The organism is Vibrio fortis (assembly GCF_024347475.1).
Lineage (GTDB): Bacteria > Pseudomonadota > Gammaproteobacteria > Enterobacterales > Vibrionaceae > Vibrio > Vibrio fortis.
The window spans coordinates 972262-989251 of the sequence record NZ_AP025487.1 but is presented as its reverse complement, the minus strand read 5'-3'; the positions used below and the strand labels follow the sequence as shown (position 1 = coordinate 989251).

14 protein-coding genes are annotated in these 16990 nt (G+C 46.1%); 6 read left to right on the top strand and 8 right to left on the bottom strand.

The genetic code is table 11. The annotated features are described in order from the left end of the window. Positions 1-19: 19 nt before the first annotated feature. Together OCV50_RS04475 and OCV50_RS04470 are read left to right on the top strand one after the other, a co-directional pair. The gene (locus OCV50_RS04475; RefSeq protein ID WP_261904121.1) at positions 20-1894 is read left to right on the top strand and encodes an MFS transporter; all 1875 of its coding nucleotides are present in this window, start codon (positions 20-22) and stop codon (positions 1892-1894) included. A gap of 147 nt (positions 1895-2041) precedes the next feature. After that, positions 2042-2962 carry a YeiH family protein gene (locus OCV50_RS04470; RefSeq protein ID WP_261903799.1) on the top strand — a complete coding sequence of 307 codons (921 nt, stop codon included), beginning with the start codon at positions 2042-2044 and terminating at the stop codon, positions 2960-2962. A 139-nt stretch (positions 2963-3101) separates the two neighbouring features. Here the strand turns inward: OCV50_RS04470 and OCV50_RS04465 are convergent, their stop codons facing one another. Continuing rightward, positions 3102-3269, bottom strand: coding sequence for a hypothetical protein (locus OCV50_RS04465; RefSeq protein WP_239842499.1), 168 nt, complete (start codon positions 3267-3269; stop codon positions 3102-3104). 107 nt (positions 3270-3376) lie between these two features. Beyond that, the gene (locus tag OCV50_RS04460; protein WP_239842500.1) at positions 3377-4258 is read right to left on the bottom strand and encodes a LysR substrate-binding domain-containing protein; all 882 of its coding nucleotides are present in this window, start codon (positions 4256-4258) and stop codon (positions 3377-3379) included. Positions 4259-4449: 191 nt separating this feature from the next. Between OCV50_RS04460 and nagE the strand changes: the two genes are divergently transcribed. Continuing rightward, positions 4450-5895, top strand: coding sequence for an N-acetylglucosamine-specific PTS transporter subunit IIBC (nagE, locus tag OCV50_RS04455; protein ID WP_261904120.1), 1446 nt, complete (start codon positions 4450-4452; stop codon positions 5893-5895). Between the two features lie 95 nt (positions 5896-5990). On the opposite strand, the gene menE is transcribed toward nagE, so the two are convergent. From menE to OCV50_RS04425, 6 genes are all read right to left on the bottom strand, one after another. Then, a complete protein-coding gene (gene menE, locus OCV50_RS04450; protein WP_261903798.1) occupies positions 5991-7397 on the bottom strand; it encodes an o-succinylbenzoate--CoA ligase in 1407 nt (468 codons plus the stop codon). A gap of 74 nt (positions 7398-7471) precedes the next feature. Beyond that, on the bottom strand, positions 7472-8479 hold the full coding sequence (menC, locus tag OCV50_RS04445) for an o-succinylbenzoate synthase (protein WP_261903797.1): 1008 nt from the start codon (positions 8477-8479) through the stop codon (positions 7472-7474). 74 nt (positions 8480-8553) lie between these two features. Next, positions 8554-9420, bottom strand: a complete 867-nt coding sequence (gene menB / locus OCV50_RS04440; protein ID WP_032549592.1) for a 1,4-dihydroxy-2-naphthoyl-CoA synthase — start codon at positions 9418-9420, stop codon at positions 8554-8556. 130 nt (positions 9421-9550) lie between these two features. Beyond that, positions 9551-10351, bottom strand: a complete 801-nt coding sequence (gene menH, locus OCV50_RS04435) for a 2-succinyl-6-hydroxy-2,4-cyclohexadiene-1-carboxylate synthase (RefSeq protein ID WP_261903796.1) — start codon at positions 10349-10351, stop codon at positions 9551-9553. Between the two features lie 9 nt (positions 10352-10360). Next, the gene (gene menD / locus OCV50_RS04430; protein ID WP_261904119.1) at positions 10361-12085 is read right to left on the bottom strand and encodes a 2-succinyl-5-enolpyruvyl-6-hydroxy-3-cyclohexene-1-carboxylic-acid synthase; all 1725 of its coding nucleotides are present in this window, start codon (positions 12083-12085) and stop codon (positions 10361-10363) included. Between the two features lie 11 nt (positions 12086-12096). After that, positions 12097-13404, bottom strand: a complete 1308-nt coding sequence (locus OCV50_RS04425; protein ID WP_261903795.1) for an isochorismate synthase — start codon at positions 13402-13404, stop codon at positions 12097-12099. Positions 13405-13695: 291 nt separating this feature from the next. On the opposite strand from OCV50_RS04425, the gene OCV50_RS04420 reads away from it, so the two are divergent. The 3 genes from OCV50_RS04420 to OCV50_RS04410 all read left to right on the top strand — a co-directional run bounded on the left by OCV50_RS04420 (position 13696) and on the right by OCV50_RS04410 (position 16977). Beyond that, the gene (locus tag OCV50_RS04420) at positions 13696-14913 is read left to right on the top strand and encodes a pyridoxal phosphate-dependent aminotransferase (RefSeq protein ID WP_239842506.1); all 1218 of its coding nucleotides are present in this window, start codon (positions 13696-13698) and stop codon (positions 14911-14913) included. A 90-nt stretch (positions 14914-15003) separates the two neighbouring features. Further along, a complete protein-coding gene (gene yfbR / locus OCV50_RS04415; RefSeq protein WP_261903794.1) occupies positions 15004-15588 on the top strand; it encodes a 5'-deoxynucleotidase in 585 nt (194 codons plus the stop codon). Between the two features lie 45 nt (positions 15589-15633). Continuing rightward, positions 15634-16977 (top strand): anti-phage deoxyguanosine triphosphatase, encoded by a 1344-nt coding sequence (locus OCV50_RS04410; RefSeq protein WP_261903793.1) that lies wholly within the window; start codon positions 15634-15636, stop codon positions 16975-16977. Positions 16978-16990: the final 13 nt, after the last annotated feature.

The window sequence follows — 16990 nt, the reverse complement described above, 5'->3', positions numbered from 1 at the left end:
ACATGAACAAGGTTCGCACATGAAGAGCAGCAGCCAGTCTTCGCTGTTAACACAACAAAGGTTCCTACCCTATTTTATTACCCAGTTTTTAGGGGCCTTCAACGACAATATCTTCAAAAATGTGTTGCTACTCTTTGTTGCATTCGCAAGCGTCGACACATTGCCGATTTCAAGTAACCTCTTCATAAACCTTGCCGCTGGTCTGTTTATACTGCCATTTTTCCTATTTTCCGCCCTCGCGGGGGTGCTCGCAGATAAATACGAAAAGTCATGGTTTATTCGTAAGGTAAAGCTGCTCGAAATTCTCATCATGTCCCTGGGTGCGATTGGCTTTATTTACGAAAGCTACGGTATCTTACTGCTTCTTCTGTTCCTTATGGGGACGCAAAGTGCCTTCTTTGGCCCAGTAAAATACGCACTGCTTCCCCAGCAACTCGAACCAAAAGAATTAGTGTCTGGCAACGCCTTAGTTGAAACCGGAACCTTCCTAGCTATCCTAATCGGTACATTAGGCGCGGGGCTTATCGCCTCACATGAAAGTGCAAAGATCGTTGCCGCTGTCTGTATTGTGCTGTTTGCTGTGATGGGATACGGCGCGAGCTGTTTTATCCCTAATGCACCAAGTAATGCTCCAGACATGAAGATCAAATGGCGACCAATTGCACTTACTCGCCAAACCTTAAAGATCGCGAAAAAAGATCGACCAACCTTCCAAGCATTAATGGCGATCAGTTGGTTCTGGTTTTTGGGTGCGGCTTACCTCACCCAGTTCCCAAATTTTACTAAGATTCACCTAAATGGTACTGAGAGTGCCGTTGCTTTCTTGCTAGCGCTGTTCTCGGTGGGCATTGCTATCGGTTCATTAGCGTGTGACAAACTTTCGAATCACCGTATCGAGATTGGCATCGTACCAATGGGGAGCTTCGGTATTTCGTTGTTTGGTCTTCTAATGGCACTAGCCGTTCCTGAAAACCTGCCTCAGTTCGAGTCGTTCAATCAATTTGTTGGTCATTCAGAGTTATGGCCATTGTTCGCGTATTTGCTGCTTCTTGGTATATCCGGCGGTATTTTCATTGTACCTCTCTATGCCCTGATGCAGTTTAGAGCGGAACCGAACGAACGAGCACAGGTTATCGCAGGGCTAAATATCTACAACTCGCTATTTATGGTGGGTAGTGCAGTACTTGGCATTGTCTGCTTAAGCTTATTGGAACTGAACATTGTCGAGCTATTCATCTTATTAGCCGCAATGAACACGCTAGTGGTGCTGTACCTCGTCTATCAAGTGCCTATCTACGCATTCAGGTTTTTCACTTGGGTTGTTACTCATACTATGTATCGCGTGAAACATAAAAATCTACATCACTTGCCAGAAAAGGGCGGTGCGTTGATTATTTGTAACCACGTAAGCTATATGGACGCGCTATTACTGAGTGCCGTTTGTCCTCGTTTGATTCGATTTGTGATGGAAGAGGATTACGCCAAGCTTCCACCTATCCGTCGATTCTTGAAACGTGCTGGAGTAATTCCGATTTCAGCAACAAATCGCCGCTCTATTCGCAACGCATTTAATGAAGTCGAACAAGCTCTACATGATGGCCACATCGTCTGTATCTTCCCTGAGGGGCGCCTGACATCTGATGGAGAGATTGGTGAGTTTATGCGAGGTATGGAACTTATTATAAAGCGCTCACCCGTTCCAGTGATTCCTATGGCATTAAAGGGCCTGTGGGGCAGTTACTTCAGCCGATTCAAAGGCCGGGCTTGCAAAGGGCTGCCAACTCGATTTTGGACTAAATTGGAGATTGAAGCAGGTGATGCTATCGATCCCAAGCAAGCCTCTTGTGAAGTGTTACGCCAAAAAGTTATCGAGATTCGCGGCGATTTTCGCTAACACAGACACAATATAGCCGTCATAGTAGAGCCAAAAACAAACGTTCAGTTTTTCTAAACGTTTGTTCAGTTCATTTAGACTTACTTATCGAAAATTTAAACGTATAGTGCTCTCTAACTCAATCTAATAATAAATACTGACACCACTATGAGCTTCAACAAAAGCATTCCTTTTTATCTTGCAGCCTTTTTCTGCCTCACACCTTGGGTGAGTTCTCCTACCGCGCTTGTTATCGGCTTTCTATTGGCGAGTTTGGGCTTCGTTCCTAGCAATCTTGAAGTGGGCAAGATTACTAAGAAGTTACTTGCTTATTCCATTGTCGGATTGGGATTTGGGATTCAATTCGAGAAAGCGCTAGCCGTGACCGGTGACGGTATTGGCCTTATTGTCACAACCATTATTGGCACTCTCGTCATCGGTTGGTTCTTAGCAAAGCGCATGGGGCTTGATCGCACAACCGGCTATCTTATCTCTTCCGGTACCGCTATCTGTGGCGGTAGCGCCATTGCCGCCGTTGCTCCCGCGATCAAAGCGGATGACGAGCAAATTGGCTTGGCCCTAGCAACAGTATTTGTACTCAACTCTATTGCCCTATTCCTATTCCCGATGATTGGTCACGCCTTAGAGCTGAGCCAACATACCTTCGGCACATGGGCAGCAATCGCTATTCACGACACCTCTTCTGTAGTGGGCGCAGCATCCGCTTATGGCGAAGAAGCGCTAACAACAGCAACGACATTGAAGCTGGCTCGTGCACTGTGGATCATTCCAATTGCTTTAGTGAGTGCCATGATCTTTAAGAGCGATCAAAAGAAGATCACCATTCCCTACTTCATTTTCTTTTACTGTGCCGCGATTGCGATAAGCGATCTATTGCCTCAATTCGAGGTCGTATATCAGGGAATCTTTGATATTTCGAAGCGTGCATTGGTTGTCTGCCTATTCTTGATTGGCTGTGGCATCTCGGTTGAAAAGCTTAAGGCTGCAGGGCCTAAACCACTTATGTTTGGCATCACTATGTGGGTGTTAATCTCTGTTGGATCGTTAAGTTGGTTACTGTTCGCTTAACCTAAAAACGCCAAGCTCAAAGACAGGTGGATCAAGAACGAAAAACCCTCACCATTATTACCACAATGGTGAGGGTTCTCTTTTCAGGGCTCTTGCTGTAGAGATTTTCAGGGTGCTTGCCGTATAAATAGTATCTTGGCTATTGCTGCGTGAGTGTCGCTTTAGGCTGTTTTTCCTTTCTCTGCATCATCACTAACACCACTACCAACACAAACGCTGTCAGCTCAGCAAGAGAGCGAGTCAGCCCGTGAGAAATAAGTGCCTGTCCTATTTGCAGCAGTACCGCAAAGATAAGCGCAATTTTCATGTCTGAAGCCTTATTCAATAGTCCCTTAGAATTAGGCTTCATTATGATAGATAGTTATAAAGATAATAAATTCTGTTTTGAACTATTTTATCTCTAAATCAACTAACCTAGCTCAGCTCTCCCTCTACCCAATTAATGAAGGTTCGAATTTTAGGTCGATTCTCGGTGCCGATTGGACATAAAAGATCATAGCCAGAGGAAGTTTCCAAACTTGGGTATGGTGTAACCAAAACGCCAGATTCAATCGCATCTTTCACAAAATGATAGCGTCCCATCGCGACTCCTAAATGGTTCTCGGCCGCAAGAAATCCCATCTCTCGGTGGCTAACACCGTAGTACTGCTTATAGATATCAATATCTAAGTTCATATAGTCCATCCAACGTTGCCATGAGTTTGACCCTTTGGCGTGAATGAAATTAATGTGCTTGAGTGACTCTAAACCACCTTGGTAGAGGTTGTGCTGTTTGGCGTATTTTGGTGAGCATATCGGGATATATTTCTCACCCAAAAGACGTTTGCGATATACATTGGTTCGCTCTTTTGAATCAAAATAAATTGCGACTTCAACGTCATTATGCTCAAAATCCTGCTGCTCTTCATGGGCAAACAAGTTGACATTGAACTTGGGATATTTGGCTTTGAAATCAGCTAATCGAGGAACTAACCAACCGCTGGCAAAGCCACTCGACGTGGCAATGTTGAGTTCCCCTTCCATTTCAGTGGCATTGATCTCATCAATCTCAGAGAAGATATTGCGAAGAGATTTAGAAAGCGTGGACTGAAAGCGATAGCCTTCGCTGGTCAACTCGAGCTTTCGCGTTCCCCTTACAAACAAACTAAAACCAAGCTCCTGTTCCAACACCTTAATTCGATGGCTTACCGCCCCTTGGGTAAGGTGCAACTCTTGTGCTGCCAACGTAAAGCTCATTGTCTTCGCAACAAGGTTAAATGTGTGCAGGTTTCTAAGCAGTAACTGTTGGTTTGCCATCGTCATCACCCATTAAAAAATTTAATCCATGATACTACTCGTTTCGTTTGTTTGCATCGCTAAATAAGTTTCTAATATTCAAAGATTCTTAAATTGCTAGTGATATCAACCTTTCTTCAAAAAGTACTCAATCACTAGTGCATTAAAATGATTAATACCTATTAGGGGTTTATATGAATATACTCGGATACATGCAAAAAGTTGGTAAGGCGCTAATGGTTCCCGTTGCGACACTGCCTGCCGCTGCCATTCTTATGGGGATTGGCTATTGGCTCGACCCTGTTGGCTGGGGTTCCGAAAACATCTTAGCGGCATTCTTGATCAAATCTGGCGGTGCCATCATCGATAACATGGCAGTACTATTCGCGGTGGGTGTAGCGTTTGGATTGAGTCGTGATAAAAGCGGTGCAGCTGCGCTCTCTGGCTTCGTAATGTTCCTTGTTGTGACAACCTTACTCGCACCGGGCTCAATTGCCCAGCTGCTTAACGTCGAAATGAGTGACGTCCCAGCTGCGTTTAACAAGATCAGCAACCAATTCGTCGGCATCGTCATCGGGATTATTTCTGCCGAAATCTACAATCGCTTCTCAACCGTTGAGCTACCACAAGCGCTCGCTTTCTTTAGTGGTAAACGTCTTGTACCAATCCTAACCTCACTGGCTGGTATGGTGCTCTCGTTCGCTCTGCTTTATATCTGGCCTGCTGTGTATGATGCACTGATCATTCTAGGTATAAAACTTGAAAGTATGGGTGCAATTGGCGCTGGTCTGTTCGGCTTCTTCAACCGCTTGTTCCTGTCCGTAGGCATGCACCACGCTCTTTATCCCGTGTTCTGGTTTGACGTTGTGGGAATTAATGATATTCCGAATTTCCTAGGCGGCGCACAATCAATAGCAAACGGTACGGGTATTCCGGGTAAAACGGGCATGTATCAAGCTGGATTCTTCCCAATCATGATGTTTGGTTTACCTGCGGCAGCATTAGCGATGTACCACTGCGCTGATGCAAAAAATAAGAACCAAGTCTTTGCCATTATGCTAGCTGCTGGTATGGCGTCATTCTTCACGGGTATTACAGAACCTTTAGAATTTAGCTTTATGTTCCTAGCGCCAGTACTCTTCTTAATCCACGCAGTACTGACGGGGTTGTCGCTCTATATTGCGGCGAGCATGGAGTGGATCGCTGGATTTGGATTCTCTGCCGGTTTCGTTGACCTTGTATTATCAAGCCAAAACCCACTTGCGGTGAAATGGTACATGCTACTGGTTCAAGGTGTCGTATTCTTCGCGCTGTACTACGGCATCTTCCGCTTCGCCATCATCAAGTTCAACCTACGTACGCCGGGTCGCGGTGAAGAGATGGAAACCGAGGGTGAAAATGAATCTCCAGAAGCCTTGGTTAACCTAACCCACAACTACATTGAAGCAATTGGCGGCGCAGATAATATTCTTGAAGTCGACAACTGCATCACTCGCCTGCGTCTGACTGTGAAAGATTCGTCAGCAGCTGATAGCGAAGCCTTGAAGAAGCTTGGTGCTGCAGGTGTGGTCCCGGTAGGTAAGGGTGGACTGCAGGTTATCATCGGCTTAGGTAAAGTCGATAAAGTCGCAGATCAAATGAAGAAGGCACTCGCGTAATCACAACCTCCAAATAAAGAATTTGTGATGGTTTCACCGCCATCACAACCCCCTGAAGCGCAATTACGACTAGTCACCGTGTATTGCGCTTCGTTTTATTTGGTGAGTTCAGTGTTAAGCCACGCTGCCAGCTGCGCACGAGAAACCTTAATCCCTGACTGCTCAATTGACGGCATACGATAGTAAGCAACAGGAAATTTGAAGCGTTCTAGTTTACCTTGCAATTGATGTTCAAATTCATCTTTAGATGGCAGCTCTTCACAATCAATAATCGCAACGGGACGAAAACCGAATTCGTTATCTTCAACTGGAATAATCACCGCCATTTTAACCGCCGACAACTGATTCAACGCTTGTTCAATCTCTTCGCAATGAATGTTTTCACCACCCGAAATAAACTGGTTATCCGCCCTACCGATAATTGAAATTTGGTCGCCTACCCATTCACCCAGATCTTTGCTATCAAACCAGCCATCGGCATCAACAAGAGGCGTCAGGTTCCTTTGATAGTAATAACCTGAAGCCAAAGTTTTACCGCCAATATAGATGCGCTGCTTAACAATCTTCAACGTTCGATGTGCCAGTACAGCTCCAGCAGTGTCATGCTCATCTATAGACTTAGCGGTCACCGTTGATGCCGCTTCCGTCATCCCATATCCAAGCCATGTGGTGATCCCACGTCGGTTCGCTTCAAGTGCAAGTGAATTGGGAATATGGCTTCCTCCCAACAAGACATGGCTCAAAGCAAGTGGGCACTTACTTTCTAGTAACCGACGCAGCTGAGTCGCTACCAAAGAGGCGTGTGTACATTTTTCTATATCTTTGTCTAAACCTTGATCACCGATTTTCAATGTTGCACCGGCCACCAGCCAACGGTACACAATCGCTAGCCCAGACACATGGTACATTGGCAGGCTTAATAACCAGGTATCGCCAATACTAAATTTGAACTGCTCCAGCAGTCCAGAGGCCGATGCAATATGCTGCTCTGTAGTGTGAGCCACCGCTTTCGGGTTACCTGTTGAGCCCGAGGTGAATACTATCGAGGCGAGTTCAGTTTGAAACCCCTGTTCTTCAACAGTATCAGACGATGTAAAGCCCACGAGATCATCTAGGCTGGGTAACGCTATCAGCTCTGCATCAATCTCCTGAATAGTTTCGCTTATATCAGTATCAGTAAAAGCCACAAAACGGCGCTGGTCATCAGCATAAAGAGTTGTCAGCTTTTGATTGAGCTTGTTTATTGGCTGAGGCATGGTCATAGCAACCAAAATACCAAGATTAAGGGAGGCAAGATAAGCGACCACTAACTCACTTCTGTTCTTGCCAACGACGGTTAAGACGTCACCTTTAGAGAGACCTTGAGCACGTAAGTAACTGCTATAACCTTCTACCAACGAATTAAGCTGGCGCCAATTAAAGGTTTGTGAAGGCGTGATTAATGCGCAACTGTCTGGCGTTGAGTCTACCCAGCGTTGCCATAAGGAGTGATTAGAATTCACGGGCGTACTTGATGAAAAAGAGTTCAGCTCATCAAGGTGTGATGAGCTGTATGTATGTGGATGATTCAAATCGATTACGACTGCCAGATCAACTGCTGACTTTCTAACGTCGCTAATGGCAAGTCACTATTTGGCCATGCCACTTCGAGTTGAGACTGAAACAGACCAATAGTATCTAAACCCGGAACTTCGTCAGGTAAGTACTGATGGGCCAAACGGGCAATTTGAGTAAGCCCAAGACTGGTCTCAATGCTTGAACTGAGCACCGGCTTGATACCAAGTTGTTTTGCACGCTCAATAATCGCGATACAGCGTTCAACCGAACCAATCAACGTCGGCTTGATCACCACCGCTTTAGCGCCTGTCAGGTCACTGAGATTAAAGTCTGGTCGCTTAACTGCGTCTTGCAGGGTTTCATCCCATGCAATTGCAACACCGTTATCAATCGCAAACGCCAAGCTGTCTTCTGGCTGCTGACACGGCTCTTCAATAAAGCTGATACGCTGGCGCAAAGACGGAGAAATGTACTTAATGAATTGCTTCGCTTTCTCTGGTTTCCAAGCTCGGTTAGCATCGAGTCGTAAACTCAAGTCTGGTATCGACTCAAGGAAAAGGCTTACCAACATGCCATCGCGAATCGCCTCATAGAGGCCAACCTTCACTTTCGCGACTTTCTCACCTTCCATTTCGTTAAGTACTGGAATCAGTTCGTCTGGATCGCCGGTGCACAGTGGTGCAGCACGGTAATTCCCTTCAGATCCTAGCTTGCCTTCAAGTTCCATCATTGCCATCGATAGGCCAAACGCAACCGAAGGGTAAAGATCCTCATAAGGAGTCAGAGGTTTGTTGTGGCTCCATAACTCCAACTGTTCTTGAAGTTGAATACCCGCTTGATCTGTGTCTTCTAAGCTGAACCCAGGCAGAGGAGAAACCTCACCCAGCGCTCGCTTACCATCATGCTCAAGCTCAATAACGTAGCCAGTACGTTGAATTAGCTTGTTGTCACGTAGAACCACACCGCTATCCATAGGTAATTGATAACGATAGAGTTTAGCTGTACGTGTTGAATTCATTGTGTTCATAAGTCTTCCTAGTGAACAAAGCATCAAAAACACAAAGAGCCGCATTGTGCGACTCAGTGTGGTAGTAGATTCGATTATGGGTTACGCGGGAACTTGTCGAAATCGGGGCGACGTTTCTCGTTAAATGCGTTACGACCTTCTTGGCCTTCTTCTGTCATGTAGAACATCATGGTCGCATTACCCGCTAGTTCTTGCAGACCAGCCTGACCATCACAATCGGCGTTCAGCGCTGCTTTTAGGCATCGTAGTGCCATCGGGCTATGTTGTAGTACCTCACGACACCAACGTACGGTCTCTTTTTCTAAATCTTCTACAGGCACAACTGTGTTCACTAAGCCCATATCAACGGCTTCTTGTGCATCGTAGAAACGACATAGGAACCAGATCTCACGCGCTTTCTTCTGACCCACGATACGAGCCATGTAAGATGCGCCCCAGCCACCATCAAATGAACCTACTTTCGGACCCGTTTGACCAAACTGTGCATTTTCAGCAGCAATCGTTAAGTCACACATCATGTGCAGCACGTGACCACCACCAACAGCCCAACCAGACACGGCTGCAATCACAGGCTTAGGACAAGTACGAATTTGGCGTTGGAAATCGAGAACGTTTAGGTGGTGCGTACCTGAATCATCTTGGTAACCGCCGTAGTCACCACGGATACTCTGGTCACCACCAGAACAGAATGCTTTCTCACCTAAGCCAGTCAGAATGATTACGCCTACTTTCTCGTCATAGCGAGCGTCAGCCAGTGCGTTGATCATCTCTTTTACGGTTTGTGGACGAAACGCGTTGTGAACTTGAGGACGAGCAATCGTGATCTTCGCAATACCGTCGTCTGACTTATGGTATTGAATGTCTTCATATTGACTGCCTACATCGCTCCAGTTTACTGCTGCGTATAGTTCTTCTTCGGTGATGCCTACTGTTTTCGCCATGGTGGTTCCCATTGTTATATTCGTGAGCACAACCTTTATCCGGTGGTGTCACGCTCTACTTATGTAAAGTGTTATTTATACTGAGTGCTATCTACATCAAGCGTTTTTACGTAATGCGTTTGCGACTGGTTCAATCATGCTTGTTAATGCATTGGATGATCAAATTCGAAAATAGTTCAGGCTGTTCAAAATGGACATTGTGCCCAGCATGATCAACCTGGCTGCATTCGAAGCCGCTACTCTCAGCCAATTCAATGAATTTACGATCTTTTTTACCACAAATATAATGCAGTTGATGCTCACAAGATTTCAATGTGGCACGTAAATCCGGTTGCTTAGCCAGTGATGTAGATAACAACATATTTGCTACGGATACTCCAAGGTTACCACTACGCTTTATGACCAAAGTTTGTCTTTGCTCATGATTTAGTGAAGAAAAGACGCTTTGTTGATACCAATCGTCTAAAACATCTTCAATTGATTGCTGTGCAAAGCGTACTGCCCACTGGGTATCGTGCACCAGACGCTGTGCTCTTGCGTCGTCACAGTCGAGCCCGAAGTTGCCTCCTTCTACGACAACTTTCACCAAGTTCAACTCGTCAAATTTACCGTTGGTCACACCATACATCGCCAAGCGGCCACCAAGAGAGTAACCAATCAAAACAATAGGATAATCATCAGGGAGTTGATATTGCTGAAGCTGAAATTGGACATTTTGGACAATTTTCTCACAGCAGTGGTCAAAACCTATCGGGTCGACAAAACAACTTTTACCGTGTCCCGGCAGATCGATACACAGTCGCGGATATTCAGACAGGTATGAGTGACATGCACTCCAATCCTCACCGCTTCCAAGTAGACCATGCAGGAACACAAGCAAAGGTTTCTCTGACGAGGTTTGCTTAGCGGGATAGTAAGTGGAGAAAAGCATGTCGACTCCTTAGGCTAACGCCTCTTTTAACATTGAATTGAACTGCTTCAACAAGTGAGAGGCTTGTTCTGGAGGTGTTTTTACTTCAACCAGTATTACGCCCTCGCCCTGCTCAAAGTGTGACTCAATCACATTCTGATACTGAGTTAGAGTTTCAGGGGCTGCATATTGCAATCGAAACTGTGCCGCAGCGTGTTCAAAATCATAGCCATGAGGCATCTGATAGAGAGATTGTTTCTGTTGTTGAGGAACCGGCAGCAAATCGAAAATCGCACCGCCATCGTTATTCGTCACCACGATCACCATAGGCGTCTGCGACTCACTCAGCAGAGCCAACGAGTTCAAATCGTAAAGCAGAGAGGTATCACCAATCAGCATCATCATCGGCTGTTGATTGGCCTTGAGTACCCCCGCAGCTGTCGCGATCAACCCATCAATACCTGACGCGCCTCGATTACTATAAACAGAGCGGCTTGGCACGGCTGACAACATATCGACTAGTCTCACCATTAGGCTGTTTCCAACAAACAACTCTCGTTCTTTAAGTCTAGCTGACAAATCAACGGCAACACTGAGCTCGGTGAGCTGATCATCATTCATTAACTGAGCGCCAGACAATTGAGAGACACTTTGTGAAACAAACTTAAGGCCATCAGCCCAACCAGCATGATGAGCATGCAAACTTGGCAGCGACTGACTGTTTAGCCACATACTTGGCTGAGCAATGATATGAGTTTGAGGTAAATGATCTTGGTTGATACAGTGGCTGTCTGGCGATATCACAAGATACTGCTCTGGCGAGAAGTCTTTAGCCTGTTGTTTGATCCAATGATTCAAACGCTTAGACACAACCCGCTCACCAAATTGTACGATACAGTCACACTCACCTAATTGCTGAGCAAGCTCTGGGATTTGAAGCCAAAGATCGTAGTGTTGCCAATCACTAGCCACGCCAGATTGGGCGTCACAAAACACAGGCCAGCCTAATGACTGCGCAAACTGCATTGCTGCCTGAGCTTGTTCCAACGCCACAGAACCAATCACAACCACCCCACGGCGCTGATTATAATCACTCGATGAGATATTTGGGCTAGTCTCGCATAAGCGATATGGCTTAGAGGTGTATGGCTTGTCACTCACTTTCCATGCAGAAATTGAAGACAGATAGTCGTAATAAATATCTGAACTCTCATTGGAGTAAAGTGGTTCTGGATAAGGGCAGTTAATATGGATAGGTCCACCCTTGGCACTTTGCTGCGCCAACAAATCATCCAATGAACATAACAACCAGTTCAAAGACACCTGAGTACTTGGACTTGGAAGATTCAGTGTCCCTTCAACATGTTGAGAAAAAATACCCAGTTGTTGTATGGCTTGGTTCGCACCACAATTAACTAACTCGATAGGACGATCTGAGGTCAAAAGAATCAGAGACTCGCGAGTTAGACCAGCCTCAGCTACAGCAGGCAAGAGGTTGGCAACCGCTGTGCCGGAAGTCACAATAACCGCCACTTTGCTTTTCGTCGCTTTCGCTAAACCTAATGCGAAAAAGCCTAAGCCGCGCTCATCAAAGTGAGTATGGATGGTGAGTTTTTTATTGGCTTGTGCCTCAAGAGTCAAAGGCGTTGAACGCGAGCCTGGAGCAATACAGATATGCTCAACACCACTGCGCGCTAACTCTTCAAGCAGCGTCGATGACCAGACTCGATTTAATACTGCTTGGTCATGCTTCAACGATGATGAACTCATGACGCCACACCCAGTGGTGGGTGTTCAGAGATAAGACTTAAAAGAGTCGACATCTTCTTGTTCAGCTCTTGCCACTCATGTTCGGCCACGGATCCAGGCACGATCCCAGCGCCTGCGAAGAGCTGCACTTGATCATTGACGATCAAGGCACTGCGAATCGCGACACAAAACTCTGCTCGTTGGTGGCTAATGTAGCCGACTGAACCTGCATACCAGCCACGAGCAAAGGGTTCGTGTTTCGCAATAAAGTCCATGGACTCTTTGCGTGGCAAACCCGCCACTGCAGCCGTAGGTTGTAGCGTGCCCAATAACTGAACCCCATTCACACCATTGTGCAGTTGGGCGTGAATATGACGCTTAAGATGTTGAACCTTACGTAAACGCACTAAACGCGCCTCTTTTTCAACACTCACAGAGTGAGAATGCGGCGTTAAGCGATCAACAATGTCGTCTACAACATATTGGTTTTCATTGAGGTTTTTCTGATCTTGCGTCAGCCAGTTAGCGAGTTCCATGTCCGACGACGCATTCTTGCCCCGACCTATAGTGCCAGCTAGCGCTTCAGTATCAAGCTCAGTACCGTGGCGACTGTAGAGCCTTTCTGGTGTTGAGCCAATAAAGCTGTGTTTAGAGTCCAACACTAACATGAAGTGAAAGCTATTGTGGTTTTTTTGATAGCTGGCTTTCAATAACTGAGCGGCACAAATTGGCTCATCAAGCTGTGCTGTGGTTTTACGAGCCAGTACCACTTTTTTGAAATCGTCATTTTTGATGCCAGTGAGCACCTTCTCGACTAAGCTGCTCCACTCCGGTTGCTCTGGAATATGACTAATGTGTTCTATATGAGTAGTTAACGGGGCCAGTATTGCAGCGTCAACCGACAACTTCTTAAGCGCACTGACGGAAGCAACGCGATCAGGGGTTAAGTTAACCGCCAAAGACCATTGCTCATCAAAGCGAATCAGTTCGATTTGTGGCAGGAAGAAAAACGACTCCATACAGCGTCGATTCTTTTCAGTGTGCCCGTCAAAGGAGCGACCACCCCAGATGCGTTGATCTTCACCAAGAATGGCGTAAGCAGGAGCAGGATCGGAAAAGGTATGAAGTTGTCCTAGCGCAACCACCTCTTCTCGAGTGTCGCGAGACTGCCAGTAGAATTTTGGGAACAGCGGTTGAGCATGAAGCCAATCAATAAATGCAAACGGTGGTTTTTGCTTTAAAACTTCAACACAACGAACTTCGCCAGCTTGGGCATTTTGAACTCGCTCAATCAAAGCGGAGATGGTTTGTTGGAAATGTGACAAATCGACCTCGTTCACATCTAATTTATTATTATATTAGTTTGATACTTTATGGGTAGCACCTACTTAGATCAAGAATGTATAAAATCTTTTCGGTATTCCTGTGATTTTAAGCGTTTCGCCCCTCGGCTTATCCCTACTCAGACCGAGTTTACGAAATCCCTCGCCATCCCTCCTGAACACTCACTGGCTAAAGGTTATTCGGAATTAACCGATTGTTCAGATTTTTATTCTATCAAACGCCAATTTAAGGTACTTTAATAAAGTAATTAAATAATTTTTAGGAAATCGGCAATGCAAAATATCGGGATGTCGTCAAAACTCAACAGTGTATGCTATGAGATCAGGGGACCAGTACTAAAACATGCTAAACGCATGGAAGAAGAAGGACATAAAATCCTAAAGCTAAATATTGGTAATCCCGCCCCATTTGGTTTTGACGCCCCAGACGAAATCCTTGTTGACGTAATTCGTAACCTTCCGACATCTCAAGGTTACTGCGATTCAAAAGGGATCTACTCTGCCCGTAAAGCCGTTGTACAGCACTACCAAAAGAAAGGACTGCGCAATCTTGATGTAGAAGATGTCTACATCGGTAACGGCGCTTCTGAGCTTATCGTAATGTCGATGCAAGCTCTGCTAAATAATGGCGATGAAATCTTAGTTCCCGCTCCTGACTACCCACTGTGGACAGCGTCAGTTGCGCTTTCAGGTGGTAAAGCCGTTCACTACATGTGCGATGAAGAGAACGACTGGTACCCAAACCTTGATGATATGGTCTCGAAGATCACACCGAAAACTCGCGGCCTTGTTCTTATCAACCCGAACAACCCAACAGGTGCGGTGTATAGTCGCGACTTTTTGCTGAAAGTGGTCGAGATTGCCCGTGAGCACAAATTGATGATCTTCGCCGATGAGATCTACGACAAGGTGCTTTACGACGGTGCCGTACACACTTCAATCGCAACGCTTGCGGAAGATGTACTGATGGTGACCTTTAACGGTCTATCAAAAGCGTACCGTGTATGTGGTTTCCGTGGTGGTTGGATGTTCCTAACGGGCCCTAAACATTTAGCCAAGGGCTATGTTGAAGGTCTCGAAATGCTGGCTTCAATGCGTTTGTGTGCCAACGTACCAATGCAGCACGCTATCCAAACTGCATTAGGCGGCTATCAGAGTATCAACGAGCTTATCTTGCCGGGTGGTCGCTTACTAGAGCAGCGTGACCGAGCTTGGGAACTGATCAACAAGATTCCGGGTGTCTCTTGTGTGAAACCAAAAGGCGCAATGTACCTGTTCCCGAAAATCGACACTGAGATGTACAACATCAAAGACGACCAAAAGTTTGTGCTCGATTTTCTTAAGCAAGAGAAAGTTCTGTTAGTACAAGGCACGGGCTTTAACTGGCCAAAACCGGATCACTTCCGAATCGTGACCCTGCCGCACATTGAAGACTTGGAAACTGCTATCGGTCGCCTTGAGCGCTTCTTATCGACCTATAGCCAAGAATAATCTTAGATTACAAGGCTTTAAATTCGCTTGAATCGCTTCTATTCTTAAAAGGCTCCTGTTGGAGCCTTTTGTCATTAAGGAAGGAAGCGTATGACTCAAAGCCATTTCTTTGCACACCTTGCTCGCATGAAGCTGATTCAACGTTGGCCTCTGATGCGCTCAGTTTCAACCGAAAACATCTCTGAGCATTCATTACAGGTGGCGTTTGTCGCCCACGCATTAGCAGTGATTAAAAACAAAAAGTTTGGGGGTAACCTAAACCCTGAACACATCGCTCTACTTGGGATGTACCACGACACCAGTGAAGTATTGACGGGGGATCTTCCAACCCCAGTGAAATACTACAACCCCGACATCGCCAGCGAATACAAAAAGATTGAAGCAGCTGCCGAGCAACGTTTGTTGTCGATGCTCCCTGAAGAGTTTCGAGAAGACTTTGCGCCGTTTTTGATTTCCGGAAGCGCGAACAAAGATGAGCAAACCATCGTCAAACAAGCAGATACCATCTGTGCTTATCTCAAATGTTTGGAGGAGCTCAGCGCAGGCAATCATGAGTTTGAACAAGCCAAACGACGCTTAGAAGAGACGCTTTCACAGCGAGCCAGCCCAGAAATGGATTACTTTTTAACGACTTTCGCGCCCAGCTTTGAATTATCACTAGACGAGATAAGTTAGCTAAGGTTAAGTTGTGACTATCAACCTTAACTCATAGGTGCCCACTTGACGGTTTCAAACTCAACGACTCTAACGCTTGCCGAGCAATGGCAAGCACGTAATGACGACGAACACAAAATCCGTAGAGATGACCACAGAAGCCCATACCAAAGAGACCGAGCTCGAGTCCTTCACTCAGCGGCGTTTCGCCGACTCCAAGCGAAAACTCAAGTTCATGGTACTGCAGTCAATGACTTTCACCGCACTCGCCTCACCCACTCTCTAGAGGCAGCACAGTTAGGGACTGGAATCGTCGCTCAACTTAAAAAGAAGCAGCCCGAGTTTCGTGAATTGCTCCCTTCAGATAGCCTGATTGATTCCTTGTGTTTAGCTCACGATATCGGTCACCCACCTTATGGGCACGGAGGTGAAGTTGCACTCAACTACATGATGCGCGATCACGGTGGCTTTGAAGGTAATGCTCAAACTTTCCGTATTGTGACTCAGTTGGAGCCATATACTGAACACCACGGCATGAACCTATCAAGGCGTACCCTTCTTGGTTTAATCAAATACCCGTCGCTGATTAGCAAAGTGAAAGCCGCCTCAATGCCAGCGCCTGTAAAACACCAACGGCAACTACGAGCTAAAGACTGGATGCCAGCCAAAGGCATTTACGACCACGATAAAGCGTTGTTTGATTGGGTGCTTGCTCCCTTATCTGAAAGTGACCAAGCTCTTATTCAACAACCAAGAAAATCGAGCGTTGAGCCATTTGAACACAACAAAACCAAATTCAAATCCTTGGACTGCTCGATCATGGAGCTGGCAGACGATATCGCCTACGGTGTGCATGACTTGGAAGACGCGATTGTGTTGGGCTCGGTAACCAAAGCACAGTGGATGGAATCTGCCTACCCGCAGCTATTAGAAGCTGACGATCCTTGGATTACACGCCACCTCGACTCGATTACTGAAATGCTGTTCTCTGGGGAGCAGTACCGTCGTAAAGATGCGATTGGCGGCATTGTTAACGCGTTGCTCACAAGCATATCAATCAAGCCTGTGGAGGCGAGTTTTGAAAACCCTCTACTCTCACACAATGCTTATCTCGAACAGAGTATGGATTTAACCCTAGATAAGCTTAAGCACTTTGTAAGCGAGTTTGTTATTCAGGTGCCGGAAGTCCAAGTGATTGAATATAAAGGACAGCAGATCATCATGGATATGTTTGAAGCCTTCAGTGCCGACCCAGAACGCTTGTTACCACTGGCGGTTAAAAAGCAATGGCAAAGACACACTCAAGAGTGCCGTAAGATGAGGGTTATTGCCGATTACATCTCATCGATGACCGATGACCTCGCTCAGAAAATGCATCAACAACTATTTTCGGCTCATACTGAGTTCTAACAGGCAGAGCTTC